This is a genomic window from Nonomuraea sp. JJY05 (assembly GCF_043496855.1).
GTDB lineage: Bacteria > Actinomycetota > Actinomycetes > Streptosporangiales > Streptosporangiaceae > Nonomuraea.
Genome location: NZ_JBIEIS010000056.1, coordinates 29,197 through 50,147 on the forward strand (window position 1 = coordinate 29,197; position 20,951 = coordinate 50,147).

Genomic DNA, 20,951 nt, shown 5'->3' on the forward strand with positions numbered 1-20,951 from the left:
GCCGTCCTGCGCGGAGGTGAGTGGGGACGCCGGGGCTGCGTTCGCCACACCTGACGGCGCACTGACCGCCAGGAATGACGCGCATATGAGAGATAAGACTTCGCGTTTCATGTTCACCCATGCTCGACGGAACAACTCTGCCGGTTATCCGCCGAAGTCACTCATCCCCATCACACGAGATCGAGCGAATGCTGCCAGAGCCGCCGCCACATGCGGAAGCGGTGCAAGAAGCGGAGGGCTGTGGACTTTCCGCCGGTGCCACCGTGGGGGAGTCCTCACGAGGAGAGCCCCGTGTTGCCAAAGGCCCGGATGCGCGGCGCACAGGGGAGGCACATGATGGGTGACGTCGACGGCGCGACGAGCACCGAAGCGAATCGGCCGGATCGCGTCACCGCGGCGCCGACGGCCCCGACTCGCGCAAGGCGCGGAACCGACGCAAATCAAGCCATCGTTCAGCTTCCACCACCACCGTGACCCGCCCCTACCGAGATGATCAGCAACCACCTCGTCAGGCTTCACGATCACGAACTCGGCACGACGATCGACGCGCTGATCATCTCTGCACGTGCAACTACCGCTTCCGTCCGCCCAGCCGTCGGCCGGACGGCGGACGACCACCCGCAGCGTGCCGCTCTCGGCCGAGCACAGGTCGGCCACCGTGCCCGTGGCCACCATCCGCCCGGCTGCCACGATGCCGACCGAGTCGCCGCGCCGCTGGCCACGGCGTCCGTGATCGGGGTGCTGGCCTTCCCCCGCCTGCTCGACCCCGGCGTCTCCACGGGGCACGTGGCCACCCGTGCCGGCGTCCGGACAGGCGGAGCAGGTGTGGCGGCGAGCAGGGAAGCCCAAGCTGTGCGGGAACGACACCGACTGCGGGAACGACACGGCTCCGCTCGGGCGCACGAGGTTCATCTTCATGCCCGGCACCTGGCCCTACGGAGATCAAGGGCTCACGCTTCCCGCCGCTGAGCTGCTCGATCTGCCCAAGGAGCCGGACGCGCTGCGCGAACGCGCCTGCTGGCGTTTCTGGCCCGCCTACAGCGAGACCATGAAGGACTGGCCGTCACCGCCCGCGGGGAGCTCACTGCCCACGAAGGACTCCTGGCTCCTCGGCATCTCCCTGGAACTCCTCCAGCACGCCCCGATCTCGGCGGGCACCCGCGGGGCCCTCTACCGGATGGTGGCCGGCCTGCCCGGTACCCGCGCCCTCGGCCGGATCCCCGATGCCGAGGGACGCCTGGGGGTCGGCATCGGATGGACCCAGGCTGTAGGGGACGGGCAGAGCGAGCAGCAACACATCGTGGACGAATCCAGCGGCCGGTTGCTCGCGCTGCAGAACGTCGTCGTGAAGCCCTGGTCGCGGGATCCGGCGGGCGGCGAGGGGCTCGCGGGTCTGCCGGCGGGAACCGTCTACCAGCGAGCCGCCTGGACCGACACCTCCGCCCGGCTTCCCGAGGGGTGCCCTGCCCCCACCCGGAACGACCGGAAGGACCGCGTCGGCTGAGGCCGATGGTTCGACGCCGACGATGGCCTATCTCACAGCGTGTGGGACCCCGATGCCGTCAAATCGTATTGAATGATACTGTCTCACTTGATACTGTAATGAATGTAAACGCACTGAGTTGGGGAGGAGGCAAAGATCATGGATGTCTATGAGGCAGTCACGAGCCGACGGGCGGTGCGCGGATTCACCGACCAGCCCGTCCCGATGGAGGTGCTGGAGCGGGTGCTGTCGTCCGCGGCCTGGGCGCCGTCCGGATCGAATCTCCAGCCGTGGCACGTCTACGTGGTGACGGGCGAGCCGCTTGCCGAGATCAAGAAGTGTGCCGCCGAGCGCCTGGCCGCTGGTGACCCCTGGGATGAGCGTGAGTACGAGATGTACCCGCCCGCGTTGAAGTCCCCGTACCGCGAGCGCCGCTCCGACTTCGGCCGGGAGCGCTACGGTGCGCTCGGAATCGCGCGTGAGGACTGGGAGGCGCGGCAGAGGGCCGCGGCCGAGAACTGGGAGTGCTTCGGCGCGCCCGTCGCCCTGTTCTGCTACATCGACCGCGACTTGGGGCCGCCCCAATGGGCCGACGTCGGCATGTATCTGCAGACCGTCATGCTGCTACTGCGCGCCGAAGGGCTGCACAGTTGCCCGCAGATGGCGTGGTCGGTGTACCGCAGGACCGTCGCGGAGGTCCTGCACCCTCCGGACGAGCTCGTCCTCTTCTGCGGCATGTCCATCGGGTTCGAGGACGTCACGGTGGACCACGTCCGTACCGGCCGTGCACCGATCGAGGAGACGGTCACGTTCGTCGAGGACTCCGGTCCTGCGGTCGCAAGCGGTGTGACAGGAGCGGCTGCCGCGGCCCCGTGCCGGCCACACTCTCGACCCACCGGGCACTGCCCGCAAGCCGCTCCCGCAAGCCGCCGCGGGCGATCCACCCGTACGACCGCAGCCGCTCCAGCGGGCGGCACCGGACCCTTGCCCACCCGGCGGACGCCGCCACCTTCGTGCAGGCGCCGTATCACATCACTTGGAGAGACATGACCAGCCAATTCCGCCTCGGCGGCGACCTGACGATCGACCGGCTCGGCTTCGGCGCCATGCGCCTGCCCCAGGCCGCCCCGGGCGGGCCCCCCCGCGACCCGGAGACCGGCCGCACCGTCCTGCGCCGTGCCGTCGAGCTCGGCGTCGACCACATCGACACCGCCGACTTCTACCGCAGCCAGGACGGCTCCGTCCGCGCCAACACGCTGATCCGCGAGGCCCTGTCCCCGTACCCGGACAACCTGGTCATCGCCACCAAGGTCGGCCCGATCTTCGGTCCCGGCGGTCCCCGCCAGGGCGGCGCGGCCGATCTCCGGCCGCAGGTCGAAGCCAACCTCCAGAGCCTGGGCCTGGACCGCCTCGACCTGGTCTACCTGCGCATCGGCCTGATGGAGCCCCCGCACGGCGAGTCGCTCGCCGAACGCTTCGAGGCGCTCGCCGCGCTGCGCGAGGAGGGCCTGATCCGCCACCTCGGCCTCAGCAACGTCGACGCCGGCCACCTCGCCGAGGCCCGCGCGATCGCCCCTGTCGCGGCCGTCCAGAACGACTTCCACATCGCCAACCGCGACGAGAGGGCCGTCCTGGACGCCTGCACGCAGGCCGGCATCGCCTTCGTCCCCTTCTTCCCCCTCGGCGGCGGCAGGGCCGACATCGACAACCCCGCACCGGCCAAGGTCGCCGAACGGCACGGCGCCACCGCCCACCAGATCGCCCTGGCCTGGCTGCTGGCCCTGTCGCCGGTCGCCCTGGCCATCCCGGGCACCGGCTCCCTGGCCCACCTGGAGGAGAACCTGGCCGCCCGGTCGATCACCCTCACCGACGAGGACCTCGCCGACCTCGCCTGATCACCCCGGGCCAGATCGGCCGATCTTGGGACACGAATCCGCACAAGCGCCGTAGCGAGAGAGGAAGGACCATGAAGGTTACATATCGCCGGAGGTCGGCCTCCTCGGCCCTCCACGGCGCCGGCGGCGACGAGCGGGCGCGCCGCCCGGACGAGGGGCCGAGGGCGGCAGGCTTGCGCGCCCTTCCCCGTCCCGTGGCGGTCGCGGTAGGGGGCGGGGGAGTGCTCGGGGCCGCGCAGGTCGGTGTCGGGTACGCGTTGGAGCAGCGAGGATTCGTCCCGGACCTGATCGTCGGGACGTCGGTGGGCGCCCTCAACGGAGCGATCGCGGCCGCCCACCCCGGCAGGGCCGCACCATGGCTCGACCTCACCTGGACCCACGCGCGTCGCCGTGAGGTGTTCCCGCTCGGCCACCTGTCCTCGCGGGCCAGCGTCTTCGCCGATCGCGGCCTGCGCAGACTGATCGCCCGGGCCGGGCTGCCGGCGCGGATCGAACACCTGGAGATTCCCTTCACCGCGGTGGCCATGGATCTGGCCACCGGCGCTCAGGTGCTGCTCGACCATGGAGACCTCGAGTCCGCGTTGCTGGCCAGCGCGGCCATTCCGGGCATCCTGCCGCCGGTGGAGCGGGAAGGCCGGACGCTCGTCGACGGCGGAGTGATCGCCTTTGTCCCCGTACGGGCGGCTCTACAAGCAGGGGCGGCCAGCGTGGTGGTGCTGTCGACCGGGCAGACAAGCTCGCCCCCGCGCCCGGCCGGGCCGCCCCGGTGGGCCGGCGCGGTCGCGGCCAGGGCAGGGCTGCTGCTGTTGCAGCACCAGATCGAGCGTGACCTGGACGAGGTGTCCGAACGGATCCCGACGGTCGTGCTGCCGACCGGCATCGAGAGCTGGCCCGCCCCGTGGGACTTCCGCCATTCCCGGCAGCTGATCAACGCTGCCGCCCTCGCGGCGGGCCGCTTTCTCGACGGGCTGCGCATCAGCGGGCCGGGCTTGTACCGGGTCGAGAGCCCTCCGGCGGCACCGGCCATCGCAGGCAAGGTACGGGAGGCCGGCCGGTGAGCACTGTCGCGTTCCTCAACATCGCCATGCATGGGCACGTCAACCCGACGCTGCCGATCGTGGCCGAGCTCGTCCGCCGCGGCCACTCGGTCACGTATCACACCTCGCCCGCGTTCTCGGAGGAGGTCGGGGCCACCGGTGCGACCGCGTGCCTCTACCCCGGCGGCGACCAGCCACTGCCCGACCCGCCCGTACCGCTCACGATGCTGGACGAACTCGCCCGCACCGCCGTCGCGCTGCTGCCCGCCGTGCTTTCCGATCTGCGCCGTATCCGGCCTGACCTGATCGTCCACGGCTCCGCCTGCCCCTGGGGTGCGGTGGCCGCCCGGGAGTTCGGGGTGCCGGCGGCCGCGACGTTCACCACGTTCGCGTTCAACCGGTACGCGCCGAGCCCCACCCGCCTCTCGTGGGATCTGCTGGCCGCGGCGGCGGCCCGGCCCCGCAACGCCCAGGGCTACCTGCGGTCGCGGCGGGAACTGTCCCGCCTCTACGACACCCGCGGGCTGCCCCTGCTCGACCTGGCGAACGTAAGCGAGCCGCTCAACCTGGTCTTCACCTCGCGGGCGTTCCAGCTCGGCGTCGACGCCTTCGACCAGTCCTACCGGTTCGTCGGCCCGAGCCTCGGCGCCCGGCCGCCCGACCCGTCCTTCCCCGCCGATCGCCTGCAGGACCCGGTGCTGTACGCCTCGCTGGGCACGGTGGTCGACGCCGACCCGCACCTGCTGCGCAGCTTCGCCACCGCGCTCGCACCGCTGGGCGGCACGGTCGTCATCTCCACCGGACGGACCGATCCGGCCGCGCTGGGTCCGCTCCCGGCCAACGTGCTCGTCCGCCGCTTCGTACCGCAACTGCAGGTGCTGGCCCGCGCCGCGCTGTTCGTCACCCACGGCGGGATGAACAGCGTCAACGAGGCCATGCACGCCGGCGTCCCGATGCTGGTGGTCCCGCACGGCGCCGATCAGCCGCTGGTGGCCAGGCGGGTGGTCGAGCTCGGCGCCGGCCTGTCGATCCGGGCCCGGGACGCGCAGGCGGGACCCGTGAACGCCCTCGCCCGCCGACTGCTCGACGAACCCCGCTTCCGGGCCGCGGCGGCCACCTTGCAGGCCGCCCAGCACCAGGCCGGCGGGTACCCGCGGGCGGCCGACGAGCTCGAGCGCTACCGGCACCAGGCCGGTCGCGTCGGCCGGCCGGCCCCGGCGGGTTCGCGGCGGGAGCGCTGACCGATGTCACCCCTCGTCGTCGTCCTGCTGCTGATCGCCGGTCTGTCCGAGTCCGCCGGACGGATCCTGCCCCTGATCGCCCACCATCCCAACGTGTCGCGGTCCCACGCGATCCTGCTGCTCCTGACCGGCGCCGTGGTCGAGGGCGCGGTGTTCACGCTGTGGCCCCTGACCGCGTGGACCCTGGCCGATCTCATGCCGTCCGCCCCTCCGTCGAGCGCCGCCGCGCCGGAATGGACGCCCAGTCTGGCCGCGCCGCTGGTGTTCTCGGCTGTCATCGCGTTCCCGCTGCTCGGGCCCCTGCTGCACCTGCTGCTGTTCGTGGGGGTCGGGGCCGGCCTCGTCGCGCCGCTCGCCGCGACGACGGGGCTGGACTGGTGGCATGCGGCGGGCTGCGTGACCATTGCCGGAGTCGGGCTCGCCGCCGCCGTCGAAGGTGTCCGGCGCCTGGTCGTGAAGATCAGCGCCATCAGCCGGCGGGAGGTGCTCGCATGACCGATCTCCCGTTCCTCGTCCTGGCGCTCGGGCCGGTCCTCCTCGCGGAAGCTCTGCTCTCCCGCTACGAGGTGCTGGTCTACACCGCCGGCTGGCGGACTCTCACCACCGAGCTCCCCGAGGGCATGCCGTACGCCCGGGGCGCGGACCCCGATCGCCCTCCGGACGCCTACCTGGTCTATCTGGACGGCATCGGCAAGCGCCGATTCCGCGACACCCGCGACGGCGGCCAGCTGGTCAAGGCCCTGATCGCCGGAGCGCCGGAGCTGCGGGTGCTCGGCCAGGTGCAGCCGTACTCCCCGCTGGCCCACCCGCTGGTCAACCGGCCTGTGTGGGAGTGGGTCCGCCACCGCATCGGGCTCCTGCTGTTCCTGCACAACGTCATGCAGATCTTCGTCGCCGCCGACCGCCGGTACCGTCCCCTGTACAACCACGCCGTGGGCGCCCAGATCGCCGGCCACTTGCGCCTTGCCGGCTACCGGCCCGACAGCGGCACACCCGTGGTGCTGCTGAGCTACAGCGGCGGCGCGCAGGTCGCCACAGGCGCGGTCGAAGAGCTGTACACGCGCCTGCGTGCCCCGCTCCTGCTGATCACCATCGGCGGCTTCCACAATGGCGCCAACGACCTCACCCACGCCCATCACCTCCACCAGCTCACCAGCGCCGGCGACTGGATCGAGCGGGTCAGCATCTGGATCTTCCCCCAGCGCTGGCGGTCTTTCCGCCGCAGCGGATGGAACCGCACCGCCCGCGCGGGCAGGATCACCGTGCACCGGCTCGACCCGGCCACCCACATGGGGCGGCGCAGCTACATCAGCCCGGAGGCACGGCTGCCCGACGGCCGCACCCACCTCGACCGCACCGCCGACACTGTGATCGCCCTCATCCGCGCCCACCGCGGCGCGCCCCGGCGGTCAGCTGTCCGGGCGCGGGAGACATGACGTTCCATCAGCGGATCGGAGTGGGGCCGCTCGCTGCAAGCGCGCGGAAACGGCTCTTCGGGATAGTCACTGTTCGTGAGCGTGATCGTCCTCGACCCCAGCCTCCCCGAGGGGCACCGCCGGCTGATGGCCACCCGGCCGGATCGTTCTCCTGGCCGGGCTGGTGCTGCAGGCGGCCGTGCTCGGCGTCTGGATTCGGTACGGCTTCACGGCCTTCTTCCTCGCCGGACTGGCCGTGCAGGCGATGGCCTTCCTCGTGCTCCTGGCGCTGGCGGGGGAGTCACCCGTGGCGGGCTACGGCCGCCGCCACCGCGGCAGGTACGCGACCGCCTCGATGCTGGAGCCGCTGGCTGCTGGCCCGGATGATCCAGATGCCGCCGAGCCCGGACGGCCGCAAGGCCAGGCAGGAGCTGTCGGTCGCCATCGCGGTCGACACGGGACGTCCCCGGCCGCGGTCCTGTGGATCACCATTCCCGACACGCACCGGCGCCTGTGGCCGGACGTCGACACGCTGGTGAGGTCCCTCAAGATCGTTCCCCGGCGCTGAGCACCGGCCCACGCCACCCCGTCCGGGTCTCCCGGCCGGGGTGGCGTCTCGTCAAGCCGGTTCAGTACGGTCGTTGGAGGAAGCGGCCCAGCGACGGGTCGTACAAGCGGCCTGACACCAGGACCGTCCCGTCCAGGGTGGTCGGCTGGAACGCGCCGCCCAGCCAGCCGTAGCGGCGCGGCTGGGTGGCCAGGCCGAACTCGTCGTACCCGATCACGGTGGCCAGGCCGCTGTCGAGCTCCAGCTCGGTGCCCACGTGCCCGCCGACCGTGAGCAGCTGGAGGCGGACCGACCCGGTCGCGCCCGTGAGCGCGGCCAGCTCGCCGCCGACGCCGGCCACGTTGCGGACGACCGCGCCGTTCTCGGCCAGCCAGGAGGGCCGCTCGCCGTCGGAGCCGTAATGGTGGACGGTGACCGCGCCCGCCTCGGTGGTCCCCGACCTGATCCGGCCCGCCGGATCGCGCGTCCACGTCAGGCTCCGCTCGCCGGAGGTCTGCTCGGCCGGCAGGCCGTCGGCGAAGTAGCCGACGGTCCGCCCGCCCGGCAGCGAGGTGGTGCGGCCCGCCGGGTCGTAGCCGTAGCCGTCGCCGGTCAACCTGCCGTCGAAGGTGTAGGCGTACGTCGTGATGCTCGCGGCGGAGTCGTCGGCCACCGGACAGTCCTCGTCCGACGCCTGCACGGCCAGCCGGGTCCGGTTGCCCGCGCCGTCGTAGCCGTAGCGGCGCAGCGTGCACACCGGGAACACCATGTCCAGCGCCGACGCGAGCTGCCCCGCCTTGTCGTAGCCGAGCTGCCGCTCGCTCATGGTGTCGGTGCGCATGCCGAGCGCCTCCTGCCCGTGGACGTTCCGGCCGACCTGATCGATCATCACCGGACCTTCCAGACCGTCCCTGGTGTAGATCCGCGCGTAGTTCTGCCCGCGTTCGTCGTACGGCGACTGCAGGTGCAGCCCGCCCGGCAGGTCGCCCTCGACCTGGCGGCCGTCGGCGTCGTAGCGGGCGGTGAAGGTGCCCGCCGCCGAGTCGGTGACCGCGGTGGGCAGGCCGCGCGGCTCGGCCGCGTGGTCGTAGGCGTAGACCCTGGTGGACGGGGCCGAGTCCGTGACCTTGGCCGGGCGGTCGAGGTCGTCGTACTCGGTGCGGGTCTGGCCGCCGTCCGCGTCGGTGTGGGAGATGACCCGGCCCAGCCGGTCGTAGGCCGTCACGATCTTCTCCGTGCCGCGCCACCGCTCGGTGGGCCGGCCGGTGGCCGGGCTGTAGCCGATGCCGATCTCGGCCTGGCTGCCGACCTGGGCCGAGACGGGGCGGCCGGCCGGGTCGCGCTTGATCATGGTGACCGTGTTGCCCTCGGTCACGGTGTCGGGCAGGCCGGAGGCGGTGTAGGTGTAGGTCTGCCCGCCGTCCTGGCACACCAGGCCGGCCCACTCGGGCCGCCCGCCGCAGGCGCCGCCGCCGGTCGCCGTGTAGAGAAGCGGCCCTGCGGTGTCGGTGGTGACCGCCCGGCCGCCGGGGTCGCGGACGGTCCTGATCCGCCGGCCGGTCGCCCAGTCGTAGGACAGCGCGGTGGCCTTCACGTCCACGTCCGGCTTGGACTCGCGCCCGACGATCACGGCGCCGATCTTGACGGTGGTCGGCAGGTCGCGGGCTGTCGCTCCGGACGGCCTGCCCTCGTCGTAGGTGCTGACGGTGTGCGCCCTGGCGCCGATGGCGTATCCGGCGGGCAGCTCGTCCACGTCGGATTCCAGGTTCACGATGTGGACCGGGCTCAGCTCCTCCAGCTTGCGGCGGCCGGAGGCGTCGTAGATCGATCGGGTGGACAGCAGCTCGGCGCGCTCGTCCGGGCCGTAAGCGGTGATGGCCAGCTCCACGAGCCGGTAGTCGGTCTCCGGCCGCTGCGACAGCTCCCGGTTCGCGGCGGTGAGCACCCGTACCGCGTGGCCGGACCGGTCATAGTCAGTGGCGGACAGGTGGCCACCGGGGGCCAGCACGTTGACCGCCCGGCCCGACTCGTCCAGGTACGTCACGGTGGGGCGGTTCGTGGAGCCCGGCGGGTGGACCGCCGTGGCCGTCACGGGAGCCACGGCCTGGCCCCAGGCGGCCACCTGCCGGGACGTCAGGTCCGCCGGGCCGCCGCCCGCCGTGGTGAGCGGCACGCCGTAGCCGATCGTGGTCTTCGCCTCACCGGCGACCTGGTCGGCGGTGCCGGCTTTGAGGGTGGGGCGGCTGACGGACCGCAGCCGGCCGTCGCTCTCGTAGCCGAAGGTCCACGGCAGCTCGCCGGGCGGGGTGAGCGTTGTGACCCGGCCGGCGGCGTCGTAACCGTAGGTCGTCTTCAGCGGCGGGCTGATCCGCGGGTCCCACACCTCGGAGAGCCGGCCCGCGCCGTCGTAGCTGTACTGGGTGATCACCGTTCCCTTCAGGGAGACGGTGGACAGGCGGCCCGCGGTGTCGTAGCCGAGCTCCAGCGTGTGCCCGGAGCGGGTGATCGACTTGGGGCGGGTCTGGTCGTAGGTGTGGCCTGCGGGTACGTAGACGTCCCCTTGCCTCGTGAAGGAGATGGCCTCGCCGCGGGAGTCGGTGAGCGTGTACGTGCCGGTGAGGGTCAGCTCCTCGGCGCCGGGCTCCGGCCGCCAGCCGTCCTTGGCCTTGGTGAACTGCACCGGCGTGCCGTCGGCCCTGGTCAGCTCGACGGACGTCGGCGAGGTCTCCTTGAGCACGGTCAGCGCGGGCGACCACGTGAGGCCGGGGTCGCGCGAGGAGGCCGTGCGGGTCAGCGTCAGGCCGAACGGGCCGCCTGCCGTGGCTTGGAGCCGGTAGCCGCCGGTGAGCAGGTTCAGCACGCCGGGACCGACCTGGCCGGTGGCGGCCCGGGTGGCGCGGCGGTCCACCACGACCTCCGCCGGGCCGGACTCCACGGTGGCCCCGCTCGGGCCCGCCACGACCGCGCGCACCTGGACGGCGGCGTCGCCGAGCTGCGTCCCCGCGTCCCAGACCAGGCCGGACACCCCGTTGGGGGCTGCCACGGGCCAGGCGGCCAGCGGCTTGCCGTCCGTGCCCGTCACGTTCGCCACCGGCAGGTCCGCCCAGGCGTCGGTCTCGGACCGCCGGAACTGGAACGTGGCCTGGGTGAAGGCCGTGCCCGTCACCGCGAGCGGCACCCTGCCGGTGCTGCGCAGGCCGTCGGCGGGGGCGGTCAGCGTGGCCACGGCCGCGCCGGAACCCACGTTGAAGGTGTACGCGGTGACCGGTGAGGCGTTGCCGGCCTTGTCGATGGTGTGGACGCTGAGCGTGTGCGCGCCGGTCGTGGCGGGCGTCAGCTTGGCGGACACGGCCGGCCCCGTGGTGAGCACCTTCGTGGCGGCGCCGCCGTCGAGCTTGTAGGAGATCCAGCCGGTGTCGGTGTTCGCCGGGGTGAGGGTGAACGTGCCCGCCTTGCCGGCGTCGCCGTGCCAGCCGCCGTCATCGGGGTAGTCCGCCGAGCTCACCCTGGGCGCGGGCGGTTTGGCGGTGTCGATGGAGAACGTCCTCGACTGGTACGCCTTCGAGGTCAGGGAGCCGTCGTTGGCCCGCGACCTGATCGTGTACGTCTTGCCGTTCGCGAGCTTGCCCGCGGGCACGTTGGCGCCGGAGAAGCCGTTGCTGGCCACGTACGCGCCGTAGAGGTTGTCGACCAGCAGCGTCGAGCCCGCGTACAGGTCGAACAGGCCGCGTACGTTGCCGCCGTCGGGGTCGCGTACGTGGTTGCGCAGCTGCGGGGTGACCGTGTTGGTCCAGAGCGTGCCGTCGTACTCGGTGTACGGCGAGACCCAGGTCGAGACCGGGGTGCTCGGGTAGGAGCCGTACGTCACCGAGATGACCGGCACTTTCGACGAGGCGTTGCCCGAGTGGAACCTCTTCCAGGCGTACTTGTCCGACTCGTTGGCGGCCCGCAGGCCCATGCCGGACTCCTTCCAGCCCTGGTTGGCATAGTGCTGCACCAGCGAGGTGACGTTGGCGCTGACCCAGCCGTCGGCGCAGCCGCTCCCGTAGCCCTTCGTCTCGCTGGAGGAGGCGTACTTGGCGGCCATGTGCGGGCCCGGGTAGCGCGACGAGGTCGAGGCGCGGTCGGCCGACCAGACCTCCCACGAGCGGGCTTCGCACGACCACGAGTGGTGGTTCCAGAGCTTCAGCGTGGCCGAGATGATCTTCTTGCCCGCGATGCCGGGGGTCTTCCACGTGATGAACGACTTGGCGACCTGGCCGCTGCCGTTGTTGCCGATCTTGAGCTCGGTGGCGCCCGACTGGTCGGTGCCGTGGCCCTCCTGCACGAACGTGTCGAAGACCTGGCCGAGGTTGAGCGACGGGTCCACGGTGACGGGGTAGGTCGTGGCCGGGTCGTTCAGGAACGCCGGGTCGGGGGTGAGGACGAGGTCGCGGCCGGAGACCTTCATGTCCACGGGGGCGCGGCGCAGATGCTCGCCCGATACGGGGTGTTCGGTGGCGTCCCACATGACAGGGGCGGGGATGGTGACGGCGACCTTGCCCTTGGCATCCACCAGTTCCACGCCGCCGCCGGCCGATCCGCGCGGTTCGAGGCCCGGCGCCTTAAGCCCCAGCGTGTACGTCAGCGGGGCCGCCGGACGGGACTTGAGCAGCAGGAATTGCTCGGCGCCCGTCCTGGTGGCGGTGACGACCAGGTCGGCGCCCGGCATGACGTCCGGGTACGTGGCCGTCTCGCCGGACAGGCGCGGCGCGGGCAGCGCGCCCTTCCACTGCATGGTCACCTTGGCGGCACCCGCACCGATCGCGATCAGATCGGTCGAACCGGACACGCCGGCCTGCCGCGACAGCCCGGTGCGTCCGCCGGCGAGCTTGAGCGCGCGGCCGTGGCCCCGGGTCACGATCTCGCCCGACGGCGCCTTGGTGAGCGAGATGTCCACCGGGGCCCACGCGCCGTCGCGGCGGAACCTGACGGGGCCGGCGAAGGAGTCCACCGTCAGCGTGCCGTCGGGGTTGGCGAAGGTGGTGGTGGTCTCCGTACGGGCATCCGCGACCTCGACGCGCCGGCCCGTCAGGCGGGCGGACAGCCGGGCGGAGGCCTCGTCGGGGGCGCTCGGCTCGGCGGTGAGCCGGGCGGGGGCGCTCGGGTCGTCACCCGAAGCGGCGCCGGGGGCGGCTGCCGGAGATGCCGGCTCTGCGGCGGGTGGTTCTGCGGCGGCGGGTGACGCGGGCGCGGCCAGCGGGAGAAGCAGGAGAGCGAGGCCACCGGCGAGGGCCCGTGGCGTTGAGGCAGACATGGGTGCTCCGGGAGGTGCGCGTAGGGCGACGCCCCCGCCGGATCGGGCGGGGGCGTCGGAGGGTGCGGGGCTACTTGCTCTGGCAGCTCTTCTTGCGGACCTCGTACCAGGTGATGCCTGGAGCCTGGAACCGGATCGCGAAGCACTGGTTCTTCCTGGCGGCTTCCCGGACCTTGTAGATGGCCGAGGCGCCACCCGTCGTGTAGGCGACCTTGCAGATCAGCTTGGCCTTGCCCTTGAGCTTGTCGCAGGAGCCCTTCAACGCCTCGATGGCGCCGGCGACCCCGGCGACGAACCAGGCGTTGTAGATCTTCTTGGTGAGCTTCTTCGAGAAGATCAGCCGGCACATGGCCTTCCACCACTCGCACTGCAGCTTGAGCGCGGGGTCGGCGACCACGGGGTAGGCGGCGCCCGCGTGGTAGACCGTCTGGATGAGCGTCATGCCCTCCACCCGGTACGAAGTCGGCACCGGGTTGCCGTTGGCGTCTTTGGCCCAGGGCAGGTCGATCTCGGCGAGGTAGAAGTCGTTGTTGTAGATCAGGACGGTGCCGTCGTCCTCCTCGACCTCCAGCATGCTGCCCTCGGGGGCGTTGATCGGGAAGCGGTACTCGGTCGGCGCCGAGGAGTCCTTGATGATGGTCAGCGCGCGGGCGATCTGGCCGGTGCGCTGGTGGGCATAGGCCACGCTGGGCTGCTTGGCGGCGTAGGTGACCAGGCCGGGCAGCGGCTGGCTGCCGGCGCCGTCGGCCTCCGGCAGGCCGATGCCGATGTCGGTCTCGCTGACGGTCGCGACCAGCGTGCGGTCGGGGTCCGTCGCGATGGCGAAGGGCCGCTGGACGTCGCCGTCCGGGATCTCGGTCGGCGGGGTCGTCCTCGCCTCCTCGATGATCTCGGGCACCACCTGGGTGAGGGCCGCCAGGGCGGGGTCTTCCCGCGCGATGGCCGGGGTGCCGGCCACGGTCGCGCTGCTGAGTGCCAGGGCCGTCGCTAAGGTGACGACGAATGCCCGAGCGGAGATGCGCATGGATGTCCTTCCACGTAGGTGGGGAGATGCACAAACGCCGCAAACGTAAAGATCATCGGCGGCCAACTGGATGATCTTGGATGGCCGGACCGTAAACGTTTGCTGTCTTCCGGGCGAGACGGTGGCAGAGCCCGCCCGATCGGGCGACGGAAACGCCGGGGAAACGACCTGCGTGCTTGCATCCCCTCGCACATCGTTCCTCGTGAAAGGATGGCCATGGCGTCGTCGAAAAGCTCGCGCCGCTCCGCTCTCGGATTGCTGGGCGCGGTCCCGCTGGCGGCCGCTGGCCTGCCGGCCGCGCAAGAAACCGCCGGCCTCTCCTCAGGCTCGGGCCGGATTCCCAAGGACCTGCGTCCTGGAGGCGCCTTCGACCGGCACATCAAAGAACTGGCGGACAAGGATCAGTTTTCTGGCACCGTGATGCTCGCACACCGCGGCCGCCAGGTCCTGGCCCGCGCCTACGGCTGGGCGGACAGGGACGGCAAGATCCCGAACGAGATCGACACCGTCTACGCTCTGGCCTCGTCCTCCAAGCCGTTCACCGGGCTGGCGGTCGTGCAGCTGGCCCAGCAGGGCAAGCTCAGGTTCTACGACCTGGTGAGCAAGCATCTGGACGGCCTGCCGGCGGCGATGGCCGAACGCATCACCGTGCATCACCTCCTCACCCACACCAGTGGACTGGGCGACGCCCGGCGTCCGGGCGAGCAGCCGCCGCCGGAGAAGATCCACAACAGCTATGAAGAACAGATGGAGGACTTCTGGGCGGATCTGAGGACCTTCGAGCTGGAGTTCGCCCCAGGGACGAAGAAGGCCTACAGCAGCATGGGCTACACCCTGCTCGGCGAGCTCGTGGCGAAGGTCTCCGGCCAATCGTTCCAGGACCACGTCCGCCAGAACATCTTCATCCCGGCCGGCATGAAGGACTCCGCCTACTACGACCGCCGGCAGTGGCTGGCCGACAGGCGCATAGCCCATCCGTACATGTACCAGAAGGACGGCACGCGGGTCGACGCCGTCCGCAACCTCGACAAGGGCTCCGTCTACGGCGACGCCGGCCAAGGCAGCAACTCCGCCCGGGGATGGATGGGAACAGGCGGTGGCAACGGCTTCTCCACCGCCCCCGACCTCGTGCGCTTCGCGGTCGCGCTGCAGAGCGGCAAGCTCGCCGCCCGGCCCTACACCGAGCTGTACGTGAACGGGAAGATCTCCGCCAAGCCGCTGAGGGAGGACACCTCCGGCGGCTCCGTTCGAGGGGAGAGCTTCCAGGCATACGGGCCTGTGGCCGCCACCTACAACAACCGGCGCATCATCACCCACGGAGGCGGTGCGGGCGGCATATCGACGAGCTGGTCGGTCTACCTCGACCTGGACTGGACGGCCGTCATCCTGAGCAACTACGACCTGCAGAGCATCGAGCCGATCATCGACCTGGAACGACGCCTGATCACCGGCATATAGCCGCCCCCTTACGGCGGAAGGATGCTCATCGCCCCGGGGTGGCGAGCAGGGGCGTGAGGATGGCATCGACGATTTCATGCAGGCCGAGGCGGCCGGCCTCCTGCGGGAGGGCGGCCGCGTCACCGGGGTGCGCTTCCGCGGCCCGGACGGCGACCGGCAGGTGCGGGCCCACCTGACGGTGGCCGCCGACGGCCGGCACTCGGCGGTGCGGCCGGCGGCCGGCCTGCGTCCCCGCGAGTACGGCGCGCCGATGGACGTGCTGCAGTTCCGGATCTCCCGCCGCGACAGCGATCCGGACGAGGGCTACCACCTGCGCATGGCCGGCGGCAGGTCCGTCGCGGTGATCAACCGGGGCACGTACCGGAACATCGCCTACATGATCCGCAAGGGCGGCCGCGAGGAACTGCGCAGGGCCGGGATCCAGCCGCTGCGCGACGACATCGCCGACCTCGTCGGCTTCCTCGCCGCCGTACGACGGCGCAGGTGGGCCCCCACCGTGGCGACCCAGGCGCTGCAGCGCACCGCCCAGCGGTTCGGCATCGACCGCGCACTACGCGGCCAGGCCGGCCCGGACTACCGGATGATCGCCCGGCTCCCCTTCATGCGGGCGCTGACGAGCCGGCTGCTCGGCGTGGGCGTCCGCCCCGAGCACGTACGCCCGGCGACCGCCGCGCCGCAGGACCGGAACCGATGAAGGCGGAGGCGACACCCGGCACCCCGTCCCCGGCCTTGGTGAGGGCCGGTGAAGGACGCGATCCCGGCCCGAACGTCTGCGGCCAGGGTCTCAGCCCCGGAGGTATCGGGTGGACATCGAGACGAGTTCGTCCTCCAGGCGCTTCGGGTCGACGGGCTCGTGCTCCGCGATGACCTGGTGGACGACCAGCTCGATCGTGGCGTTGATGATCCGGGCGGCGGTGTCGACGTCGGGGACCCGCACCTCGGGGTGGCGGCACAGGAGCTCGCGGGTGTAGGCGGTCCACGCGTCCTTGTACCGGTAGATCTTCTTCATCAGTTCCTGGGAGCGCGGCGCCTGCTCCAATATGATGCGCAGCGACCGCGGGTCATCCAGGTGGTTGGCGATGGCGGCCTGTACGAAGACGCGCATGACGCCTTCGTGCATCTCCCCGATGGGGCACGCCATCTACCACGACACCACGGAGGTCGTCGACCTGCTCGCCGAGCACGGGATCGTCCCGCAGGCGCTCTGGACGTACGCCGCCTGCGGCCGACTGGATCTGGTGCGGGCCTGTTTCGACGCGGACGGCAGCCTCCGGCCGGACGCGGCGTCGGCGCGCCCGACCTCGCCGACACCGGCGCAGGCTTTCCGTCTCGGCTGCCGGCGACCGGTGATCCGGAGGAGATCGTGGGAGAGGCGTTCGTCCATGCCTGCCAGCACGGCCGGACCGAGGTCGTGCGCTGGTTCCTCGACCGCGGCGTCCACCCCGACGTCGCGCCCTACCTCGGGCGGACCGGCCTGCACTGGGCAATCCCGGGCGGTCGTCTCCCAGTGATCCGCCTGCTCCTGGAGCGCGGTGCCGACCCGTCCATTCGCGACGATCTCCTCCGAACCGACGCCGACGGTGGCTGCACATCTCCCACGCCGCTCACCCGCACGATCCCGTGACTCAGCAGCTCCACGATCTGATCGAGGCTCGATCGCGCTGACGCTCCTCTTGCAGGATCCGCCCCGACATCTCTTGTCGGAACCACGGAGGGCGCTGGGAACTTCTGCGCCCATGCGGGCATACCAGCCGAAGCCAGCGGTATTCCGGCCGCCCCTACTTTGCGACCCATCACTCGAAGGCTTTCAGGGGCCGAGGCGCCGTGGGTGCCGGGACGTGTGGTTGCTCGCGGGCGAGGAGCGCGCCGAGGGCCCCGGTGGACCACGCCCCGGCGCACGTCCGTCCGGCAGCCTCTCGTCGGCATGGGCCGGATGGCCGTGCTCGGCATGGCGGACAGCGTCCAGCCCGCCTCGCGGCACCTGCACCTGGCGAGGATCCTCAGCGTCAGCGTGACGGGGCCCGCCCCGTCACGCTGATACGCCTACCGTTCCAGCATGTCTAATTCGTGACGTTCGGTCGGCCGAAAAGGCCTTGTGTCGGCAAACGTTATCGCTTACGTTGACGCTGCAAACGTAACCGATAACGATTGCAACTAGTGAGGGCTGCATGGCCGAGGGCGGCGCGCCGGTGACGATGAGCGATGTCGCGCGATTAGCGGGCGTCTCGACCGCGACCGTGTCGCGGGTGGTCAACGGCCGTTACGGCGTCAGCGCGAGCACCATCGCACAGGTCCGCTCGGCCATCGAGCACCTCGGCTACGAGTCGAGCCTGGTGGCCACCAGCCTGCGGCGCAGCCGCACCAACGTCCTCGGCCTGGTGAGCCACAGCTTCCAGTCCTACACCGCCGAAGTGCTCAAGGGCGTGATGGAGGCGCTGACCCAGTCGGGCTTCGACCTGATCATCTACGCCGACAGCGACCTCTACGGAACGTACTCCGAGGGCTGGGAGCGGCGGCATCTTGCCCGCCTGTCGGGCACGCTCACCGACGGCTGTATCGTGATCACGCCCTCGGGCGACGTGCGGAGCAACACCCCGGTCGTGGCCATCGATCCGGCGCGGGACTCGACGGTGCCGTCGGTGACGGCGGACAACCTCGCGGGCGGCACCACGGTCGTCGAGCATCTGCTCGGCCTGGGGCATCGGCGGATCGCATTCATCGCGGGCAGGTCCGACCTGGAGGCCGCATGGTTGCGCGAAGAGGGATACCGCAGGGCACTGGCCGCAGCCGGAGTGCCGGTCGACCCCACGTTGATCGCCAGGGGCGACTTCAACCCCGAGTCCGCGGTCCCGCTCGCACGGGCGCTGATGGACAGGGAGAACCGTCCGACGGCGATCTTCGCGGCGAGCGACGGGATGGCCCTGAAGGCCCTGGAGGTCGCGAAGGAGCTGGGGCTCAGCGTTCCCGGCGACCTGTCGCTGGCCGGGTTCGACAACATACCGGAGTCGGCGCTGAGCGATCCGGGGTTGACCACGGTGGACCAGTCGATGTACCGGCTCGGGTTCGAGGCCGCCCGCATGCTGAGGTCGCTGGTGAACGGTAACTGGGAGGGCCCACACCAAATAGTGCTTCCCGTCCGCTTGGTGGTACGCGGCTCCACCGCGGCACCGAGAACCCCCTGAAAGTGGGGGCGTCACACATAGTGTGGCGCCCCCGCACCTGAACGCTCGAGCCACCGAACGTTCAGGTGCAAATCCCTTACCCATGGAGGTACGTGCACACAGAAACCCGCCGCACATTCACCAATGAATCAGGTCGGCCAGGCGGGTACCATCCGCGGCCAACCATCAAGGGAGTCAAACATGCATTCCTTAGGCTATCACGGCAGCTCGCGGCCTATGGGCGTACGCCGATTCGCGGTGGCGATCGCCGCCGGAGCCATGCTGATCGCGGCGGTGCTGCTCGCACCGCGACCGGCGGCGGCGGACACGCCATGGCTCAGCGTCTCCGAGGACGGCTACGCGTCGTTCACCGTTCCGGTGGCCTCCGTCGAGGCCGCCGTGGGCCAGGTGTCCGGGGTCGTCATCGAGGGGAACTTCGGGCCTTCCTTCACCTGGGCGGAGTTCGGCCTGACCCGCCGCGGCACCGCCTTTTCCGGCGTCCTCGGCCCGCTCAAGCCGGGGCTGTACACCTACCAGGTCACGGGCGATGACACCAAGGGTCTCAAGGACCCGACGAATGGTACGAGCGTTGCGTCCAAGCCGCTCTTGAGCACCTTCTTCGTGGCGGGCGACTCGGTGCGCCTGCTCGCGGACGTGCCTCAGGGGCAGGGCGGCAAGGTCGAGACCCTCACCTACCGGACCAAGGGTCAGGAGCGGTCGGCGCTGGTGTGGACGCCGCCGGCGTACTCGGGCAAGGGCCCCAAGGCCTACCCGGTGCTGTTCCTGCAGTCCGCCCCCGGTGTGAACGCCACCGACTGGCTCGACCTCGGTCGAGCCAAGCAGATCCTCGACAACCTGTCGGCTCAGCGGTCCATGGAGCCGATGGTGGTCGTGATCAGCGACGGTGCCGCGGCGGCCGGCGACAAGGAGCTCCAGAAGGCCGTCACGGAGCGCTACCGCGTGCGCCGCGGCGCGGCACACCGGGCGATCGCCGGGGTGGCCGAGGGTGGGACACAGGCGCTACGTGCCGCACTGGCCCACCCGGCCGAGTTCGCCTACGCCGGCTCGTTCTCGGGTCTCCTGACGGACGGCGTCGGCCGGCCGGACGCGCACGCGATCAAGCTGCTGCGTCTGTACACCGGGAACGTGACGGATCCCGCGTACAACGCGACCAACCGGCTGACGAAGGCGCTGGACCGCGCCCGGATCAAGTACGAGTTCGACGGGGTCAACCCCGACGCCGGGGCGAACTGGAACGCCTGGCAGGAGAACCTCGTCGACTTCGTGCCGCGGCTGTTCCGCAAGGTGCCAGACCACGGCCCGAGCGCCGGTCACGGGCGGCTGAAGGGCGAGTTCAACCCGCCGGCCCCCGGCACCACGCCGACGCCGTTCGTGAGCGAGGACGGCTTCGTCACCTTCGAGACCACGACCGACTTCAAGGACGCCCAACGCGTCAAGGTGTGGGCGAACTGGGCTCCCAACGGCAGCTGGCTGCGCGTCCGGCTGTCGCGCGAGGGCGACCGGTGGCGGGCGACCGTGGGTCCGCTCGACCCGTGGTTCTACTACTACCGGCTGATGGTGGACGGCGTCTCGGTCAAGGACGTCTCGAACCCGACGAAGGTGACCTCCGAGCCGACCTGGAGCACCTTCCTCGTCAACGGCGAGAGGTCGCGGCTGCTCTCCGACGTGCCCGCCGGCCAGGGCGGAAGGGTCGAGAGCCTGACGTACCGGAGCACCGTCGCGAACCAGGACCGGACCGCGCTGGTCTGGACCCCGCCGGGGTACGATCCGAACCGCGCAGAGCCGTACCCCGTCTTCTACCTCCAGCACGGTAGCGGCCAGAGCTACACCGACTGGGTGGAGATGGGCCGCGCCAAGCAGATCCTCGACCACCGGTTCCTCGACGGGGACCTGGTGCCGATGGTGGTGGTGATGGGCAACGGCAACGTGTCCGACTTCACCAAGGAACTGCTGGAGAACATCGTTCCGGCGGCCCGTGCCCGGTACCACATCTCCAGCGACCCGTCGCGGCAGGCCCTCGCCGGCCTCTCGATGGGAGGTGGGCAGACGCTCACGCTGCTCAAGGCGCGCCCGGGTCAGTTCGCGTACGTCGCGGCGTTCTCGGCCGGATTCGGCAGCGGCGCCGGCGTCGACGCGCAGGCGATCAACAACGGGACCAAGCTGTTGCGCCTGTACGTCGGCGACCAGACCGACTTCGTCTACCCGTCGTTCATGACGTCCCTGACCACGTTGAACAACCTCGGTATCCGCTACGAGTTCGACGGGGTCACCCCGGGGCCGCACGGCTGGGACGTGTGGCAGAAGAACCTTATCGACCTGGCACCGCGCCTGTTCAAGCGCTGACGGAAGCCCGGCCCGGGCGACATGCCGCAC

17 protein-coding genes are annotated in these 20,951 nt (G+C 71.0%); 14 read left to right on the plus strand and 3 right to left on the minus strand.

All coding sequences use genetic code 11. From position 1 onward, the window contains the following. Nucleotides 1-565: 565 nt before the first annotated feature. From ACFKCF_RS52850 to ACFKCF_RS52890, 9 genes are all read left to right on the plus strand, one after another. A complete protein-coding gene (locus ACFKCF_RS52850; RefSeq protein ID WP_394503889.1) occupies nt 566-733 on the plus strand; it encodes a hypothetical protein in 168 nt (55 codons plus the stop codon). Nucleotides 734-796: 63 nt separating this feature from the next. Next, complete coding sequence (locus ACFKCF_RS52855) at nt 797-1,504, plus strand: hypothetical protein (protein ID WP_394503891.1); 708 nt, start codon at nt 797-799, stop codon at nt 1,502-1,504. Nucleotides 1,505-1,642: 138 nt separating this feature from the next. After that, entirely contained in the window at nt 1,643-2,533 is an 891-nt protein-coding gene (locus ACFKCF_RS52860) for a nitroreductase (protein ID WP_394503893.1), read from the plus strand. Beyond that, nucleotides 2,530-3,378 carry an aldo/keto reductase gene (locus tag ACFKCF_RS52865; RefSeq protein WP_394503895.1) on the plus strand — a complete coding sequence of 283 codons (849 nt, stop codon included), beginning with the start codon at nt 2,530-2,532 and terminating at the stop codon, nt 3,376-3,378. The genes ACFKCF_RS52860 and ACFKCF_RS52865 overlap by 4 nt, the downstream gene beginning before the upstream one ends. 71 nt (nt 3,379-3,449) lie before the next feature. Beyond that, nucleotides 3,450-4,436 carry a patatin-like phospholipase family protein gene (locus tag ACFKCF_RS52870; RefSeq protein ID WP_394503896.1) on the plus strand — a complete coding sequence of 329 codons (987 nt, stop codon included), beginning with the start codon at nt 3,450-3,452 and terminating at the stop codon, nt 4,434-4,436. Further along, a complete protein-coding gene (locus ACFKCF_RS52875) occupies nt 4,433-5,656 on the plus strand; it encodes a macrolide family glycosyltransferase (RefSeq protein ID WP_394503898.1) in 1,224 nt (407 codons plus the stop codon). Before ACFKCF_RS52870 ends, ACFKCF_RS52875 begins: the two co-directional genes overlap by 4 nt. Before the next feature lie 3 nt (nt 5,657-5,659). Then, nucleotides 5,660-6,151, plus strand: a complete 492-nt coding sequence (locus tag ACFKCF_RS52880; RefSeq protein ID WP_394503900.1) for a hypothetical protein — start codon at nt 5,660-5,662, stop codon at nt 6,149-6,151. Beyond that, nucleotides 6,148-7,092, plus strand: a complete 945-nt coding sequence (locus tag ACFKCF_RS52885) for a hypothetical protein (RefSeq protein ID WP_394503901.1) — start codon at nt 6,148-6,150, stop codon at nt 7,090-7,092. The genes ACFKCF_RS52880 and ACFKCF_RS52885 overlap by 4 nt, the downstream gene beginning before the upstream one ends. Nucleotides 7,093-7,255: 163 nt before the next feature. After that, entirely contained in the window at nt 7,256-7,639 is a 384-nt protein-coding gene (locus tag ACFKCF_RS52890) for a hypothetical protein (RefSeq protein WP_394503903.1), read from the plus strand. A gap of 61 nt (nt 7,640-7,700) precedes the next feature. Here ACFKCF_RS52890 and ACFKCF_RS52895 read toward each other — a convergent pair whose 3' ends face one another. Beyond that, on the minus strand, nt 7,701-12,914 hold the full coding sequence (locus ACFKCF_RS52895; RefSeq protein WP_394503905.1) for a DNRLRE domain-containing protein: 5,214 nt from the start codon (nt 12,912-12,914) through the stop codon (nt 7,701-7,703). A 70-nt stretch (nt 12,915-12,984) separates the two neighbouring features. Continuing rightward, a complete protein-coding gene (locus ACFKCF_RS52900) occupies nt 12,985-13,938 on the minus strand; it encodes a hypothetical protein (protein ID WP_394503907.1) in 954 nt (317 codons plus the stop codon). Between the two features lie 216 nt (nt 13,939-14,154). Here ACFKCF_RS52900 and ACFKCF_RS52905 point away from each other — a divergent pair, with 216 nt between their 5' ends. Further along, entirely contained in the window at nt 14,155-15,396 is a 1,242-nt protein-coding gene (locus ACFKCF_RS52905) for a serine hydrolase domain-containing protein (protein ID WP_394503909.1), read from the plus strand. A 64-nt stretch (nt 15,397-15,460) separates the two neighbouring features. Then, the gene (locus tag ACFKCF_RS52910; RefSeq protein ID WP_394503970.1) at nt 15,461-16,090 is read left to right on the plus strand and encodes an FAD-dependent monooxygenase; all 630 of its coding nucleotides are present in this window, start codon (nt 15,461-15,463) and stop codon (nt 16,088-16,090) included. Nucleotides 16,091-16,180: 90 nt separating this feature from the next. Here the strand turns inward: ACFKCF_RS52910 and ACFKCF_RS52915 are convergent, their stop codons facing one another. Continuing rightward, nucleotides 16,181-16,501, minus strand: coding sequence for a hypothetical protein (locus ACFKCF_RS52915; protein WP_394503911.1), 321 nt, complete (start codon nt 16,499-16,501; stop codon nt 16,181-16,183). A 258-nt stretch (nt 16,502-16,759) separates the two neighbouring features. Here ACFKCF_RS52915 and ACFKCF_RS52920 point away from each other — a divergent pair, with 258 nt between their 5' ends. The 3 genes from ACFKCF_RS52920 (at nt 16,760) to ACFKCF_RS52930 (ending at nt 20,921) form a co-directional block, all read left to right on the plus strand. Continuing rightward, nucleotides 16,760-17,020, plus strand: a complete 261-nt coding sequence (locus ACFKCF_RS52920; RefSeq protein ID WP_394503913.1) for an ankyrin repeat domain-containing protein — start codon at nt 16,760-16,762, stop codon at nt 17,018-17,020. A 544-nt stretch (nt 17,021-17,564) separates the two neighbouring features. Continuing rightward, nucleotides 17,565-18,578 (plus strand): LacI family DNA-binding transcriptional regulator, encoded by a 1,014-nt coding sequence (locus ACFKCF_RS52925; RefSeq protein ID WP_394503915.1) that lies wholly within the window; start codon nt 17,565-17,567, stop codon nt 18,576-18,578. 180 nt (nt 18,579-18,758) lie between these two features. Beyond that, the gene (locus ACFKCF_RS52930; RefSeq protein WP_394503917.1) at nt 18,759-20,921 is read left to right on the plus strand and encodes an alpha/beta hydrolase; all 2,163 of its coding nucleotides are present in this window, start codon (nt 18,759-18,761) and stop codon (nt 20,919-20,921) included. Nucleotides 20,922-20,951: the final 30 nt, after the last annotated feature.